Source organism: Arthrobacter sp. NicSoilC5, assembly GCF_019977395.1.
Lineage (GTDB): Bacteria > Actinomycetota > Actinomycetes > Actinomycetales > Micrococcaceae > Arthrobacter.
Map to the genome: position 1 here is coordinate 3,647,542 of NZ_AP024660.1, position 15,414 is coordinate 3,662,955.

14 protein-coding genes are annotated in these 15,414 nt (G+C 67.2%); 3 read left to right on the forward strand and 11 right to left on the reverse strand.

The annotated features are described in order from the left end of the window. Nucleotides 1–50: 50 nt before the first annotated feature. The gene (locus LDO22_RS17140) at nucleotides 51–707 is read right to left on the reverse strand and encodes a DUF4232 domain-containing protein (RefSeq protein ID WP_224024820.1); all 657 of its coding nucleotides are present in this window, start codon (nucleotides 705–707) and stop codon (nucleotides 51–53) included. Nucleotides 708–1,060: 353 nt separating this feature from the next. Here LDO22_RS17140 and LDO22_RS17145 point away from each other — a divergent pair, with 353 nt between their 5' ends. Beyond that, nucleotides 1,061–1,408, forward strand: a complete 348-nt coding sequence (locus LDO22_RS17145; RefSeq protein WP_159633338.1) for a hypothetical protein — start codon at nucleotides 1,061–1,063, stop codon at nucleotides 1,406–1,408. 78 nt (nucleotides 1,409–1,486) lie between these two features. Here the strand turns inward: LDO22_RS17145 and LDO22_RS17150 are convergent, their stop codons facing one another. The 9 genes from LDO22_RS17150 to LDO22_RS17190 all read right to left on the reverse strand — a co-directional run bounded on the left by LDO22_RS17150 (nucleotide 1,487) and on the right by LDO22_RS17190 (nucleotide 12,060). Then, complete coding sequence (locus LDO22_RS17150) at nucleotides 1,487–2,131, reverse strand: NAD(P)-binding domain-containing protein (RefSeq protein WP_159633334.1); 645 nt, start codon at nucleotides 2,129–2,131, stop codon at nucleotides 1,487–1,489. 197 nt (nucleotides 2,132–2,328) lie between these two features. After that, nucleotides 2,329–4,044, reverse strand: a complete 1,716-nt coding sequence (locus tag LDO22_RS17155) for a thiamine pyrophosphate-dependent enzyme (protein WP_224024821.1) — start codon at nucleotides 4,042–4,044, stop codon at nucleotides 2,329–2,331. 37 nt (nucleotides 4,045–4,081) lie between these two features. After that, nucleotides 4,082–5,599: an amino acid permease gene (locus tag LDO22_RS17160; RefSeq protein ID WP_224024823.1), complete on the reverse strand. Its 1,518-nt coding sequence runs from the start codon at nucleotides 5,597–5,599 to the stop codon at nucleotides 4,082–4,084. Between the two features lie 45 nt (nucleotides 5,600–5,644). Next, on the reverse strand, nucleotides 5,645–6,598 hold the full coding sequence (locus LDO22_RS17165) for a glutaminase (RefSeq protein ID WP_159633078.1): 954 nt from the start codon (nucleotides 6,596–6,598) through the stop codon (nucleotides 5,645–5,647). Beyond that, nucleotides 6,595–8,190: a helix-turn-helix domain-containing protein gene (locus tag LDO22_RS17170; protein WP_224024825.1), complete on the reverse strand. Its 1,596-nt coding sequence runs from the start codon at nucleotides 8,188–8,190 to the stop codon at nucleotides 6,595–6,597. The genes LDO22_RS17165 and LDO22_RS17170 overlap by 4 nt, the downstream gene beginning before the upstream one ends. A gap of 242 nt (nucleotides 8,191–8,432) precedes the next feature. Continuing rightward, nucleotides 8,433–9,191, reverse strand: a complete 759-nt coding sequence (locus LDO22_RS17175) for a maleylpyruvate isomerase family mycothiol-dependent enzyme (protein ID WP_224024827.1) — start codon at nucleotides 9,189–9,191, stop codon at nucleotides 8,433–8,435. After that, nucleotides 9,191–10,015, reverse strand: coding sequence for a fumarylacetoacetate hydrolase family protein (locus LDO22_RS17180; RefSeq protein WP_159633069.1), 825 nt, complete (start codon nucleotides 10,013–10,015; stop codon nucleotides 9,191–9,193). The genes LDO22_RS17175 and LDO22_RS17180 overlap by 1 nt, the downstream gene beginning before the upstream one ends. Then, a complete protein-coding gene (locus tag LDO22_RS17185) occupies nucleotides 10,015–11,145 on the reverse strand; it encodes a cupin domain-containing protein (protein ID WP_224024829.1) in 1,131 nt (376 codons plus the stop codon). Before LDO22_RS17185 ends, LDO22_RS17180 begins: the two co-directional genes overlap by 1 nt. A 108-nt stretch (nucleotides 11,146–11,253) precedes the next feature. Next, nucleotides 11,254–12,060, reverse strand: coding sequence for an IclR family transcriptional regulator (locus tag LDO22_RS17190; protein WP_224024831.1), 807 nt, complete (start codon nucleotides 12,058–12,060; stop codon nucleotides 11,254–11,256). Between the two features lie 48 nt (nucleotides 12,061–12,108). Here LDO22_RS17190 and LDO22_RS17195 point away from each other — a divergent pair, with 48 nt between their 5' ends. Further along, nucleotides 12,109–13,404 (forward strand): aromatic acid/H+ symport family MFS transporter, encoded by a 1,296-nt coding sequence (locus LDO22_RS17195; RefSeq protein ID WP_224024833.1) that lies wholly within the window; start codon nucleotides 12,109–12,111, stop codon nucleotides 13,402–13,404. Then, nucleotides 13,397–14,644, forward strand: coding sequence for an FAD-dependent oxidoreductase (locus LDO22_RS17200; RefSeq protein WP_224024835.1), 1,248 nt, complete (start codon nucleotides 13,397–13,399; stop codon nucleotides 14,642–14,644). The genes LDO22_RS17195 and LDO22_RS17200 overlap by 8 nt, the downstream gene beginning before the upstream one ends. Before the next feature lie 93 nt (nucleotides 14,645–14,737). On the opposite strand, the gene LDO22_RS17205 is transcribed toward LDO22_RS17200, so the two are convergent. Beyond that, entirely contained in the window at nucleotides 14,738–15,274 is a 537-nt protein-coding gene (locus LDO22_RS17205) for a hypothetical protein (protein ID WP_224024838.1), read from the reverse strand. Between the last annotated feature and the right edge of the window lie 140 nt (nucleotides 15,275–15,414).

Below are 15,414 nucleotides of genomic sequence, written 5' to 3' on the forward strand. Positions count from 1 at the left end.
GATAGCCGGGCCGCCTTTGTGTCACGGGGCCTTCCTGCGGGGCAAAGCGGTCAGGCGGGCTGGAATGCCCCGATGCTGAGCAGGGTGATTTCGGCGTTGCTGCAGGCCGTGGTGGGCTTCGGGATGAACAGTGAGTCGGTGTCCTCCGGCGGGTAGATCCGGTAACCGGCGGCGTCCACGACCATGCAGCCCTGGTAGTTGCGGGCCTGCGTGTAGCGGAGGACGGCGGTGCCGGTCTGGCCGGGAGCCAGGAGGACGTCCACGACGCCGGCCGAATCGTCCCGCGTGGCCGGTGCGCCGATGGGGGCTCCGGCGGCGTCCGCCACCAGGGAGACGCCGGCGTATCCCCGGAGGATGCAGGGGTCGGCACCCTTGTTGGTGAGGTTGAGCTTCATGTAGACACTGCCTGCCGCGCCGCCGCCGGATGCATCGGTGGCGGCGGTGAGCCCTGCCGCCTTGCACAGGCCGGGTTCCCCTGCCGCCGTGGTGCCGGGGGCGGGGGAGGCCGGGGTGGAGCTGGCGGGCGCCGACGATGCCGGAGGCGGCGTGGACGCCGTTCCCGTGGGGGACTGGCTGGCCTGCCCGGTGGCGGGCGACGTGGTCGTCTGGGACTGCGGCTGGCTTGGACCACATGCGGTGAGCAGCAGTGCTGCCGCTGCTATCGCCGTCGTCATGGCAAACCCCTGGGAAATTTTCTGAGACCTCATGGCACCACCTTCGCGGTAGCCGTTGCCCACGTCAACGATGCCGCATGCACTGGCAGCAATTTGATGCCCGGATCGTGATGATCCGGGCATCAAATGCGTCGTAACTGGTTGCCGGTTGCCGCGTCACCGGCCGCCGGCGTCGGGAAGTGCAGGGTTGCGCGGCACTGTCCGGCAGGGGTGCGGACAGGGCAAGGGTGTCGGGAGCTCAGGGCTCAAGGGCGCTTTGTCGGTGTACACGATCTGGCTGCTGCGCCTGGTGATGTGGAACTGTCGGGAAGCTCTCCGGGCCTGTGACGGCGTTGAGGGCGGCGTTAGACTGCCAGCGTACGTGTTGGCGATCGAAGGAGAAGTTCATGGACTACACCGGAAGCCAGTCGGAGAAGGTCGTTCACGCCGGTGAACTGGGCCGCAGCCATATTGGGCAGACAATCAGCTTCCAGCCGAACGAGTTCACCGTCGTCTTCGGGAAGCTCGCAGGCATCGCACGGACGGAAGCCATGGTCTACCTGTCCCTGGCGGGAGTGGGAAACGGCACCCACCTGAAGGACGAATACGATCTGCCCGTGACCCATGAGGTTTACGTGCCGGTGGACGTCATTTCCAACGCGGAATCCACCATCAAGGACCTGTTCGGAAAGGTCCAGGAGAACCTCCGCGGGGCCGGCCACAAGGGCGGCGAGGACCGGACGGACCGGCTGTAGCCTGGGGAAAGCGACAAAGGGAAGGCCGGCACATTCGTGCCGGCCTTCCCTTTGTCTTCCAGCTGCATACCTTCCCGGCTACGCCGCGGGAACGAACCTCAGGGCAGAGTTCCACTGGAACTGCGGCAGCTGCTCATTGGCTGAGAGCAGGATGTTCAGGAAACCGGTCTGTTCCAGCTGCCGTGCGCGGCGGAGCGGTCCCACCATGATGGGGGTCAGGCCGGCGGCAGAAGCGAAGGCGGCCACGGCGGCGACAGCGTCGTCATCGTCGCCGGCAACCAGGACGTCCAGCGGCTGGCCGGCCACCTTGCCCGCACCCAATGCGGCGGCGAAGGTGGTGTTGAACGCCTTGACCACTTTGGCTCCGGTGGTCTTCTGCAGTTCTTCCGCGGCGGAGCTGCCGGCGGGAACGGAGAGGCCTTCAAAGGTGGAGAAGTCCACCGGGTTGGTGATGTCCACGTAGACCTTGCCGTCGAGGCTGTCGCCGTAGCGGGCCACGATGTCCTTGGCGGCGTCGAAGTACACAGCCGGGATGACGATGGAACCGGTGATGGCGTCGCCCAGCACGCCGGTGCTCACCTGGCCTGTGAATTCCGCGGCCAGGGCGTCGGCCTTGGCCTTGTCCCCGTGGGCCAGGATCTGGACGCTGTTGCCTCCGTCGACGGCGCGGGCTGCAAGTCCGCGGGCCATGTTGCCGGTGCCAATGATGGTGATGTCAGTCATGATGTTCTTCTTTCCAAAGAGGCGGGATAGGAAATTCACTGCAGTCCTTCGTTGAAATGCCCTTACTTGAAGCTTCAACTACAGCAGTTGCCGTTCTATTCCGCCGACCGGCAATTAAACCCAAACGGACGACGGCGGGAGGTCCCGCCGTCGTCCGCGTCACCGGATGAAGCCTGCCGCAGCAGCGGCACGTTGCCTCAGTACGCCTTGACGCGCTGCTCCACGATGAGGTGGATGAGGGCAAACACCCCGTCATCGTCGATGGCCGCCAGCGCGGCATCCAGGGCGGCCGGCACGCCGCGGTCCTCCGTGACGGTGATGCCGAAGCCGCCGAAAGCCCTGGCCATCAGCGCAAAATCCGGGTTCTTCAACTGCGTTCCGGACACGCGCTGCGGGTAGTGCCGTTCCTGGTGCGTGCGGATGGTGCCGTACTCCTGGTTGTCCATGACCACCACGAGGGGCGTTGCACCGTACTGGGCCGCGGTGGCGAGTTCCTGCCCGTTCATGAGGAACTCGCCGTCCCCCGCGATGGTCACCACCCGCCGCCCGGGCTCAGCCAGGGAAGCGGCGATCGCGGAAGGTACTGAGTACCCCATGGAGCCGTTGCGGGCGCTGATCATGGACGCATACCGGCGGGTGGGGAAATACCGGTGGGCCCAGTTGGTGTGTTCCCCGGCCCCGAACGTCACCATCGCGTCCCCGGGAAGACGGGGCACCAGGTTGGCCATCAGGGTGTCCATCCTCGCCTGGCCCGGAGCCGGCACCGCAGAAGGGAGCGCCGCGAAGCTTTCCTGCTCTTTCCGCATCCTCGCCGTCCAGTCCTTCCACTCCTCCTTGACCGGCAGGTCAATGCCCGCCAGGTCGCGGACGAACGCGTCCGGTTTGGCCAGGATCTGCCGTGACACGGGTCCGGACCGCCCCCGCAGCGACGGGTCCGCCGTCACCAGGAAGTTCTTCTTGCTCCAGTCCTGGCGGCACACGAATCCGTCAGTGATCACATCTCCCGGCACCGTGCCCACGAACACCAGGAGGTCGGTCTCCTCCAGGAGGTCATACGTGGGGCGCGGCCGGCCGTACCCGATGGGCCCCACGTAGGATGGCGAATCGAAGGACACCGTGCCCTGCGTGCGCCATTCGGCGGCGGCCGGGATGTGGTGCCGCTCCAGCCAGGCGGTGAGCTGCCCGGCTGCCTCCTGCGTCCAGTCGTTGCCGCCGGTGACGAAGAGCGGCTTGTTGGACTCGGCCAGGGCCGCCTTCAGCGCCGCGGAGTCCGTACCGCTCAGGCCCCCTGCGGCTACGGGTATCGCAGGGTGGAGAACCGGGCTGACCTGCTGCCGGATCACGTCCTCCGGCAAGCCGACAACCACGGGTCCGGGCCGTCCGCTCATCGCCGCAAACATGGCCTCGGCCACGATTTCGGAGGCCCGCTCCGGATGGTCCAGGACCATGACGCGCTTGGCGCCGGTATCGAACCAGGACTTGATGTCGAATTCCTGGAACGCTTCCCGGTCCCGGTGGGCAAACGGGATCAGGCCCACGAAGAGCAGCATGGGGGTGGAGTCCTGCCAGGCGGTGTGCAGGCCCACATGCGCGTTCGCGGCCCCCGGCCCCCGGGTGACCATCGCGACGCCCGGCCGTTGCTGCATCTTGCCGTCCGCCTCCGCCATGTACGCGGCCCCGCCCTCATGCCGGCAGACGATGGTTTCGACGCTGGACTGGTGCAGGCCGTCCAGCACGTCGAGGAAGCTCTCGCCGGGAACCACGTAGGTGCGTTCCACGCCGTGGGCCACCAGCGAATCGACGATGACGTGCCCGGCGGATTTGAGGGCGGGCGCCACACGGTCCTGGTGGTGGACGACGGCGGCGGGCTGGGGACGGGAGGTGGTCAGGGTGGGCTGCGGCTCTGGTGTCATGGTCTTTCTTCAGCTCGGAGGGTTGCAGGCGTTGTGGTCAGGAAATGGGCGTCCGGTTGGCGATCACGGGTGCTTTCCCGGTGAAGCCTTCGCGGGTTTCGGCGATTTGGCGGATGCGGTGGCGGCAGGCGTACCAGCCGAGGACCATGAGGACGGACGCGATGGCGGTGACGAGCATGGTCAGGGGTGAGTCGATGAAGACCATGATGAGGACGCCGACGAGGAAGAGCAGGGAGAGGTAGCCGGTGTAGGGGGCGCCGAACATCCGGAAGGAGGGGCGTTCGACCCAGCCTTTGTCGGCCCAGCGTTTGAGCTGGATCTGGCACAGCACGATGGTGGCCCAGGTCATGATGATGCCGACGGAGGCGATGTTCAGGACGATTTCGAAGGCTTCGGCCGGGACGAGGTAGTTCAGCGGGACCCCGAGGAGGGAGACGACGGCGGTGATGGCGATGCCGCCGTACGGGACGCCTGCCTTGTTCATGCGGGAGGCGAACTTGGGCGCGGAGCCGTTGACGGACATGGAACGCAGGATCCGGCCCGTGGAGTAGAGCCCGGCGTTCAGGGAGGACAGGGCTGCGGTGAGGACCACGAGGTTCATGATGACGTCCACGCCCTGGACGCCGATGGAGCCGAAGAACGTCACGAAGGGGCTGACGCCTTTTTGGTAGGAGGTGAAGGGCAGCAGCAGGGCCAGGAGGATCACGGAGCCGACGTAGAACACGGCGATGCGGAAGACCACGGAGTTGATGGCCTTGGGCATGATTTTTTCGGGGTTCTCGGTTTCGCCGGCGGCGGTGCCGATGAGTTCGATGGAGGCGTAGGCGAACAGGACGCCCTGCATGAGGATGATCATGGGCAGCAGGCCGTTGGGGAAGATCCCGCCGTTATCGGACAGGAGGCTGATGCCGACCTGCTGGCCGTCCACGGGGGTGCCGAAGATGACGAAGTAGGTGCCGATGATGAGGAAGGCGACGAGGGCGGCGACCTTGATCAGGGCGAACCAGAATTCCATTTCGCCGAAGACTTTCACGGAGACCAGGTTCAGGGCCAGGACCACGACGAGGGCGGTCAGTGCCCAGGCCCACTGCGGGACATCGGCCATCCAGGGGACGTAGTTGCCGAAGAAGTGCATGTAGAGGGCGGCGGCGGTGATGTCCACGATGGTGGTGGTGGCCCAGTTGATCCAGTAGAACCAGCCGGAGACGAACGCGGCTTTTTCACCGAAGAATTCACGGGCGTAGGAAACGAACGAGCCCGAGGAGGGCCGGTGCAGGACCAGTTCGCCCAGGGCACGCAGGATCAGGAACGCGAAGAACCCGCACACCGCGTACGCGATGACCAGGGACGGGCCCGCGGCGTAGAGCCGGCCGCCGGCGCCCAGGAACAGGCCGGTACCGATCGCACCGCCAATCGCGATCATCTGGATCTGCCGCGGCTTCAGGTTCTTGTGGTAACCCTTGTCCTCCGCATGCAGGGAGGTCTCGGACGCATGCGCGTGACCACCATCAATAACGTGGTCGAACTCAACCTCTTCATTGGGGTTGTTGGGCATGGGTATTCCTTTCGATCCGAAAAAGATCTTGCTGGATGGGGAAACTTAGAAGACTGACCAGCCGGTGCGGTCGGAGAGGTCGGCCAGGGCTGCGGTGCCGGCAAGGGAATTGCCCTTGGCGTCCAGCCGCGGACTCCAGACGCAGATGGCGCACTGCCCCGGGACGATCACCAGGATCCCGCCGCCTACTCCGCTCTTGCCGGGCAGGCCCACCCGGTATGCGAATTCGCCGGCGGCGTCATACATGCCGCAGGTCAGCATGATGGAGCCGATCCGCTTGGCCTCGCTGGGGGACAGCACCCTGCCGGTTGATCCCTGGCCGTCGTTGGCAAGGAACAGGCCGGCACGGGCCAGCTGGACGCAGGTCATCATGATGGAGCACTGGCGGACGTAGTTCTCCACCACGACGGCGGCGGGCTGGGTGAGGTTGGCAAAATCCTTGAGGAAGTGCGCCAGGGCCAGGTTGCGGCTGCTGCCGGCCAGCTCACCGTCAGCAGCGGCTTCATCGATGAACGGTGCGTGGGAGCCTGGCTCCGCCTCGTGGCTCCCCGCTTGTTCGGTGAGGAACCGCAGGAGCTGCGTGGCGGCGTCGGGCGTCTCTTCCAGCAGGTGGTCGGTGACCACCAGGGCGCCGGCGTTGATGAACGGATTGCGCGGGATGCCCTTTTCGGCTTCCAACTGGACCAGTGAGTTGAAGGACGTTCCGGAGGGTTCGCGCAGCACCCGGGACCACAGGGCAGCGGACCTGCCGCCCTGCAGGGCCATGGCCAGGGTGAACACCTTGGAGATGCTTTGGATGGAAAAGGGAACGCCGGCGTCCCCGGAGCTGAAGACCTCGCCGGAGGTGGTGGCGACGGCGATGCCGAAGCGGTCGAACGGGACCGTGGCCAGGAAAGGGATGTTTCCGGGAACGCTGCCCGCGTTCTGCCTGGGCCGGTGGCGCCGGACGATGTCCTCAAGGAGGAGGCCCAGGGGCGGTGCGCTCAGTGTGGTGCTCATTTCCTGCCTGGATTGTCGGTGGAGGCGGCCCACTCCTGGAGATGGAGCAGGGCCACCAGTGAGTCGCGGGGGTTGCCGAAGTCCAGGCCGGTGACCCTGGCTGCTTTGGCAACGCGGTAATAGACGGTGTTTTTGTGCAGGTTCATGTGTTTGGCGCATTCGGAGACGTCGAAGCAGGCGTCGAAGTAGGCCTGCAGGGTTGCTGCGAGTTCGGCATCCTCCTGGAGCAGTGCCGCCATGCTGCGGTGCCGGAAGGGTGAGCTGTGGAAGTTCCGTACGGCCTCGCGGTAGAGGATTTCCGCCTCGAAATCGTCAACGGTGGCCACCGTGCCCGGTGTGGCGTTCCGCACGCAGGCCAGCAGTGCTTCCGTGATGCCGGTGACCCGGTGGATGGACAGCAGGTCCGGCGCCAGCGGTCCGACGGCGGCGAAGGGAATGATGCCCAGGTGTTTGCGGGCATCCTTGACCACTGCTTCGGCAAGTGCCCTCAGCCCCGCCTCCGCCGTGCTGGACTGCAGGTCCGGCAGGATGATGGCCGTGTCACCGTTGAACTGGCCCACGACGGCGGATGCCTTGTACGCGGCGGCGTGGATGGAGGCCAGGTTGGCCAGTTCGCCGTGCTTGAGCGCGGCGTCGTCGGCCCGGGAGTCGGCGTCGGACATGCCGATGAGGAGAAGCGCCGCGGGACGCTCCGAGGGGATCTTTCCGCTGTGGGCGCTGGCGGCGGCCTCGGCGGGACCTGACAGGATCCGTGCCACCCGGTCCTCCCGCATGTGGACGGACTGCTGGTTGCGGTAGCGGATCAGTTCGGCGGAAACCCTGGCTGCGGATCCGGTGAGGACGTACTCAACGTCCGGGCCGAAGCCCTCTCCGGTCTCCTGGAGCCAGATGTACCCCATGATCCGTTCGCCCGCGAAGAGCGCGATGGCCACCCGTTCACGCAGCCCGTCCTGGGGCCGGGCAGGCACCCGGACCGGCTGCCGGGTGCGGTGGAGTTCGCGGTATGCGCCCAGGTCCTTGAGCAGCAGCTCGTACTTCCGCGGACCGCGGCGGGACAGGATGGACGCTTTGCGGAGCTCGTCAATGTCGTTGGTGACCGTGGAGTACGCCAGGACCTTGTTGGCCGCGTCCTCGATCAGCACGTGGCTGGAGGTGAGCCTGGCCGTGGTCTGGGCGATGGCGAACAGGTCTTCCTCAAGCAGGGTGAGGACTTCGCTCTCGTAGCTGCGCGGCTGGATCCGGTCCTTTGCGATGGACAGCAGGCGGTCCCAGTCGGCGGCGGGATCAACCAGGAGGAGGCCCGAGCCCGCTGCCTGCAGGAGTTCTTCCGCTTCGGCGAGGTCTTCGCGGTTGCCCTTGACGGCTACCACCGGGGGCGGGGCCTTCAGGAGCCGCCGGAGGGCCGGCAAGGCGGAGCGGCCGCGGACACCGATGAGCAGGACAAACGCGCCGGCAGCCTGGACGGACTCGTCGTCGGCGTCGACAATAAGGAACCGTTCAATGGCCGGCGCCGAGGGGGCTGGACGGAGGATGAGGCTGGCGAAGCCAAGGGGAAGATCCGAGAGGATGTCATCCACCGTAACCGCGGCCATGGGTTTTCCTTTTGCGTCGATCCCGCCGGACGGCTCTGTCCGGTCACCTCATGCTATCCAGCGGCCGCCGTCCTGATTATGGGCCCGGTCCCAAACGCGGGGACGGATTTTTGGTTTGCAGCCCGAGGCGAAGGCCGGCTGCGTGGGAGGAGTCCGGCGGGCACGGCAAAGGCGGGCCAGCGTATGCTGGCCCGCCTTGGGTGCGGTGTGGCAGATGGCTTGCCCGGGCGCTCGATCTGCAGCTAGATCCAGGCCGGGGCCGGGGGCGCGGGGGTGACCGATCCGCCGTCGTGCTGTGCCGTGGTGCCGTCCGTGCCGCGGCCGGTGGCCCACTGTGCAATGGCGGCCAGGGAGCCGGAAACCACGGTGGGGGAGGCGGCTGCCGTGTCACCGAAGACCAGCGCAGAGGGTTGGCCGGTGACCTTGACCACGAGGTCCTTGTCCGTGCCGCGGGCGTGCCAGGCGCCGGTGATGTCCGTGAGGAGCCGTTCCAGGACGGGTGCGGGGATGTCCCGGAACGTGGCCCCGTTGTCCAGGTCAACGGCGTGCACCCACACTTCCCTGGTGCGCATCCAGACGGTTTCTTCGGCGGGAACGGTCCTGCCCTGGACGGTCTTGACCTTGTGGTGCCAGTTCTCGGCGGGCAGGTCGCGCCACTCGACGTTCAGGTGCACGGCGGAGTGGTCGAACAGGTTCCGCAGCGCGATGGGACTGAGCGTGGCGCCGAAGTCGATCTCGTGGTTGCGGACCTCCACCGAGGGGTACATGGGGGTCTCCACGCCGGTGGCTGCCCATTCGACCAGCCGTGCCACGGCCCGCGCGTTGTAGCCCACGTGGGCCACAACGTGCCGGCGGGTCCAGCCCGGCAGCAGCGAGTCCCCGTCCAGTTCCGCGTCCGTGAGCTCGTTGAGCTTGCGGGCGAAGAACGCGGTGCCGCGCCGGGCCTGCAGGAGCCCGTCGAGCAGGACGGGATCGGTGGCCTGGTCGTGCCGGGCAACCATCAGGCTTCCTTGACCACGCGGTTGGTCAGCTGGCCCAGGCCCTCGATGGTGGTGACCAGGACCTGGCCCTCCTGCAGGTAGCGCTTGGGGTCTTGGGCGTGGCCCACGCCGCCGGGGGTGCCGGTGGCGATCACGTCGCCCGGGTTCAGGGTGATGATGGTGGAGATGTAGGAGACCAGGAACTCAGGGGTGAACACCAGGTCCGAGGTGGGGGTGGACTGCTGGACTTCGCCGTCCACGGCGGAGGTCATCAGCGGGCCGGCGGTGAACTCGTCCTTGGTGACCAGGGCCGGCCCGAACGGGGTGGACTTCTCCCAGGTCTTGCCCTGCAGCCACTGGATGGTCCGGAACTGGTAGTCGCGCATGGAGACGTCGTTGAGCACGGAGTACCCGGCGATGTGCTCAGCGGCTTCGGATTCGGGGATGCGGCGGCCGGCCTTGCCGATGACGACGGCGAGTTCGGCTTCCCAGTCCACGGTGTCCGATTCCTGCGGCAGGGCCAGGTCGTCGTTGGGGCCGATCAGGGATTCGGCGTATTTGGCGAACAGGGTGGGGTGCTCGGGAACCTCCCGGCCCATTTCCTTGATGTGGTTGCGGTAGTTGTGGCCCACGCAGATGATCTTGCCGGGGGAGGGCACGACGGCGGCGAGGTCGGCGCCGTCCACTGGGTGCGTTGCGCCGTTGGCCGCCTTGGCGGTGGTTTCCCAGTTGGGGTCCTTCAGCAGGGCCCCGACGTCGGAGAAGCCCGGGATCTCGGTGAGGGTGTCGCCGTCCTGGCGGACCGCCTTGGTGCCGTCAGCGGTGCGGAGGGTGAGGAGTTTCATTACTTGGTGCGTCCTTCGATGTAGGTGCGGTTGAAGTTCAGGCGCTCAAAGATGGGTGCGTCGCTGAACCGGAACAAATCAAACTCGGATTCGGCCTGCAGGGACCAGGCGGCCCAGGACGGGACCACGAACAGGTCGCCCTTGGCCAGGACCCTGGTTTCGCCGTTGAGCGTCACGGTGCCGGTGCCGTCGAAGACCTGCCAGACGCTGGAGCCCACCTCGCGGACGGTCTCGGTCCAGGCGCCGGCCCGCAGACGGTGGAACTCCGCGCGGATGGTGGGCATGACATCCCCGCCGGTGGTGGGGTTGGTGTACCGGATGGCTGCGTGGCCCTGGGACACGGTGGCGGGGTGGCCCTCGTCCTCCAGGAGCAGCTGCTCGCGCAGGGCGGCGTCGGTGTACTTCCACCGGTAGGCGGCGATGGGGGAGTTGGTGGTGTTCTCCAGTCCGGAGAGCGGGCGCAGGCCGGGGTGGGCCCAGAGCCGCTCGGAGCGGGAGATGTCCGGGGTGGCCTCGTCCGTGACGCGTTCGGTGCCGAATTCGAAGAACCCGGCGTCGGCGTAATGGACGAACGGGATGTCCAGGCCATCGATCCACGCCATGGGCTCATCGGTGTCGTTGTGGTGGCCATGGAAGTTCCAGCCCGGGGTGAGCAGGAAGTCGCCGCGGGACATGCGTACGGGATCGCCGTTCACCACGGTCCACACGCCTTCGCCTTCGACGACGAAGCGGAAGGCGTTCTGGGAGTGGCGGTGCTCGGGGGCGGTTTCGCGGCCGCCCAGGTACTGGATGGCGGCCCAGAGGGTCGGGGTGGCGTACGGGGTCCCGGCCAGGCCGGGGTTGGCCAGGGCGATGGCCCGCCGTTCCCCGCCGCGGCCCACGGGTACCAGGTCGCCGGCGCGGGCGGCGAGCGGGTACAGGTCATCCCACCGCCATACGTGCGGTACCGCCTTGGGGGACGGGACCATGGGCATCAGGTCCGCGATCTCCGTCCACAGGGGAATCAGGTTTTCCTTGTTGAAGTCCTTGTACAGCTGCTCGAGCTGGGCAGCCTCCTCGGGGGTGGGCTCGGGAACATGGTGTTCCTGTGCCACGGATTCGTGCGTTTGGTTTTCAGCGCTGATCGACACTGGCCTTCTCCTTGCGTGCGGACTGACTGCGACGTGGATTCGACCCTAAGGAATGAGCGCTGTGATCCCCAGCATATTCTGTAGAGCAGAAAGAGCTGCCAGTCGTGGTCAGCCGCCCGCGCCGCCGTCGGCCGGATTGGCCGCGATGTCCATCTCCAGTTGGCGCCGGGTTTCCATCATCACGCCCACCAGCCCTGCGTCGAACAGTGGCCGGAACCTGGCCACCGGAGTGGCGACGCTCAAGGCGCCCACCACCATGCCCTTGCCGTTGTGCAGCGCCATCCCGAAGGCGCTGATGCCCTCCTCGGTGCCCTCGAAGTTGGCAGCGAATCCGTTGGCCCGCACCGACTCAAGTTCGCGCAGGAATGCCGGGTACTCGGCGTCGGGAATGTAGTCGCCGGCCAGCTCCGCGTTGGGGCTGCGGAACAGCTGTTCCAGCGCGGCCGGTTCCAGCTCCGCCAGGATGGCTTTGCCTCCCGATGCCTTGTGCGCCGGGAGCAATGTCCCCTGGCGGTCACCCACACGCAGAATATTCGAGCTTTCCACCGTGTCCAGGAACCGGACCTTGGTGCCCACCCGGATCATCAGGTTGACGGTCTCGTTGGTGCGGGCGCACAGGACTTCCATGTGTGGCCGGGAGATGTCGCGCAGCTGCCGGGTCCAGCTGAACCCGGCAGGGCCGGCGCCCATCGCCGGGCCCGGCACGTAACGGCGCGTTTCGTCCTGCACCGCGAAGCCGCGGTAGACCAGCATGGCCAGGAGCCGGTGGGCGGTGGACGGGGCCACGCCCAGCTCCGCCGCGGCGTCCTTGAGCCGCAGGCTGCCCACGTCCCGCAGGAGCTGCAGCAGCTGCAGGGCGTTGTCCACCGCCTCAATGGAGTAGGTGGGCTTCCGTCGGGCCGGAAGATTCTGCATAACAGAATCTTATGTGCGGAGCGGTATGGCTGCCAGCACAGTGGTGGGATGAATCACACAACTTCCGCTGCAGCGCCGCAGCGCACGGCCGCCCCCGCCCCGGGCGCCGGCCGTTCCGGGTTTCCCCGGCGTTCCGTGCTTGCCGTCCTGGTGTGCTGGCTGCTGGTCGTTTTCGACGGCTATGACCTGATCGTCTATGGGACGGTCCAGGGCTCGCTCATCAGCGATACCGGCTGGGGCCTGACCAAGGCCACCGCCGGCACCATCGGGTCGATGGCCTTCATCGGCATGATGATCGGAGCGGTCTTCGCAGGCCGCATGTCCGATACCTGGGGCCGCCGGCGCACCATCATCGGCTGCGCCGTCGTGTTCTCCCTCTTCACCATCCTCTGCGCCTTTGCCCCCAACGCGCCCGTCTTCGGCGGCCTGCGCCTCCTGGCAGGCATTGGCCTGGGCGGCCTGGTGCCGTCGGCCAATGCCCTGGTGGCAGAACTCGTTCCTGAAAAGTGGCGGTCCACCATCGCCACCCTGATGATGTCCGGCGTCCCCATCGGCGGTTCCATCGCCGCCCTCGTCGGCATTCCGCTGATTCCCGCCTTCGGCTGGCCGGTCATGTTCCTGGTCGCCGTCGTCGCCCTGGTGGTGGTCATCCCGCTGGGCATCCGCTACCTGCCGGAGACGCTGGCACCCGGCTCCAAGGGCGCAGCCCAGGGCAGCACCGCCAAGGACGCCGTCGGGTTCGGATCCCTGCTCCGTGCGCCCTACCTCGGCACCAGCCTGTTGTTCGCCATTGGCACCCTGGTGACCCTCTTCGCCTGGTACGGGCTGGGCACCTGGCTGCCCAACCTCATGCAGCTGGCAGGCTACAACCTCGGGTCCGCCCTAACGTTCGCCCTGGCCCTCAACCTGGGCGCCGTGGCGGGCTCGGTGCTCACCGCCTGGGCCGGCACCCGGTTCGGCCCCATTCCCACCGCCATCGCGGCAGCGGCCGTGGCCGCCATCGGATTGCTGGTCCTGGTGACCGGGCCGCCGGTCGCCGTCGTCTACCTCATGCTGGTGCTCGCCGGCGTGGGCACGCACGGCACCCAGTGCCTGATCATCGCCGCCGTGGCAAGCCACTACCCGGCACACCTGCGCGGCACCGCCCTTGGCTGGGCGCTCGGCGTGGGCCGGATCGGGGCTGTAGCCGCCCCGCAGGCCGGCGGGCTCCTGCTCGCGGCGGGGCTGGGCGTCAACTCGAACTTCCTGGCATTTGCCGGAGCAGCCGCAGCAGCAGCAGTCCTGCTCGCAGCCGTCGGTACCAAAATCAAGAAATCAACAGCAGTAGGAGTTTCCAATGTCTAACGTCAAAGCGTCCACCGACGTCCTGGTAGTGGGCGGCGGCATGGCCGGACTCGCCGGAGCGCTGGCGCTTCGCGAAAACGGCGCCGACGTCACCCTGGTAGAAGTGGCACCCGCCTTCGGCGAAGTAGGCGCCGGCCTGCAGATGGCCCCCAACGCCTCCCGCGTCCTCAAGCGCTGGGGCCTGCTGGAGAAGGCGCTGGAAATCGGCGTCCAGCCCAAGCACCTGGTGTTCCGCGACGCCATCACCGGCGAGGAACTCACCCGCCAGAGCCTGGGCGGCGAATTCGAGGAACGCTACGGCGCCCCCTACGTGGTGATCCACCGCAGCGACCTGCACCGGATCCTGCTCGAAGCGTGCCAGGAAGCCGGCGTCACTTTGGTGAACGACGTCCTGGTGCAGAAGGTGGAGACCGACGGCGACCGGGCCCGCGCCTACACCGCCAAGGGTGAGGTGTTCGAGGCTGACGCCATCCTGGCAGCCGACGGGCTGAAGTCCACCCTCCGCGCCACCGTTGCCAACGACGGCCCCGTTAACTCCGCCTACGTGGCGTACCGCGGCACCGTGCCCATCACCGAGGAAACCCCCGCCGCGGACCTGGAGGACGTCATCGTCTACCTCGGCCCGAACTGCCACCTGGTCCAGTACCCGCTCCGCAAGGGCCAGCTGCTCAACACCGTGGCAGTGTTCAAGTCCCCGTCGTTCGAGCGCGGCGAAGAGCAGTACGGCGGCGTGGACGAACTCCAGGCGGCCTACAAGGACTGCGTCCCCGCCGTGCAGGAAGCCCTGAAGAACCTGGCCACCGGCATCCGCTGGCCCATGTACGACCGCAACCCGATCGAGAACTGGGTCTCCGGCCGCATGGCACTGATCGGCGACGCCGCCCACCCGATGCTGCAGTACCTGGCCCAGGGCGCCTGCCAGGCACTCGAGGATGCTGCTGTGCTGCAGGACGCCGCGCAGCACAAGGTCTTCACGCCCGAAGGCATCGACGCCGGTGCATGGGAGGATGCCTTCCGCGAGTTCAACGAAACCCGCGCGGCGCGCACCGCCCGCGTCCAGACCACCGCCCGGATCTGGGGCGAGTCCTGGCACGTGGACGGCGTGGCCCGCGTCCTGCGGAACATGCTGTTCAAGAGCCGCGGCGACAACAACTTCCAGTACAACGACTGGCTGTACGGCCGCAACGAGACCGGCGCCCCGGCGGAGGTTCCTGCCGGCGCCAAGCTCGTGGGAGCCTAAGCACCACGATTCCAGGCGGGCGTACGACGGCGGGTGGCTCCCGGCGTCGTACGCCCGCCTTGCGTCGTGCCGGCCTCTAGCGTCAGCGGGGACTTACGTGGGGCAGCTCAGGTCCGGATTGTAGGAAGCGAACATGCCGTCCGGGTTGTCCCGCCAGATCCAGGCGTGAAGCGCATAGGAACCGGGGAACGGCCCGTCCTCGAAATCGAGGCCGGCGAGGGTGGGGCGTTCGGCCGCCGTCGAGATGAATTCGGCCGCCACCAGCTCGTACTGCCCGTCCTCGTCAGGCATGTAGACGAGGACCTCGGGCTTCCGGGCCTGGGTCCTGTCATCGATCAGGTCCTGCTTCGCGTAGTGGAAGCCCATGGCTCCCACGCCCGGTTTGTCGATGCATTCGGTGATCTTCCGGTATCCGTCCGCCTCCGCGTTCTCCAGCCAGCGGTAGTCGTCGGTGACATCACGCAGGGCCCTGACCAGCCGCCGCTGATCGTCATTGTGCCGCCAGTCGTCACTCTGGTCAGGGTCCCCGTGCCCGGATCCGCCGTGGGCCACAGCAGCTCCGGGAGCAAGTCCCAGGGCAAGCACGGCGGCGGATGCCATGGACAGCAGTCCCGTCCTGGTGCGTTTCATCGTTGATCTTTACCCCTTTCGAGACCGGTGTCTTCCGTTTGAGGGCTGCGACGCGGCGGGGATGTTCCCCCGTCCCGCAGCGGTATGCCGGCAGAATCCCCGGGAACTGCCGGTGAGGGTGCGGTGGGACGTCTCTTTCG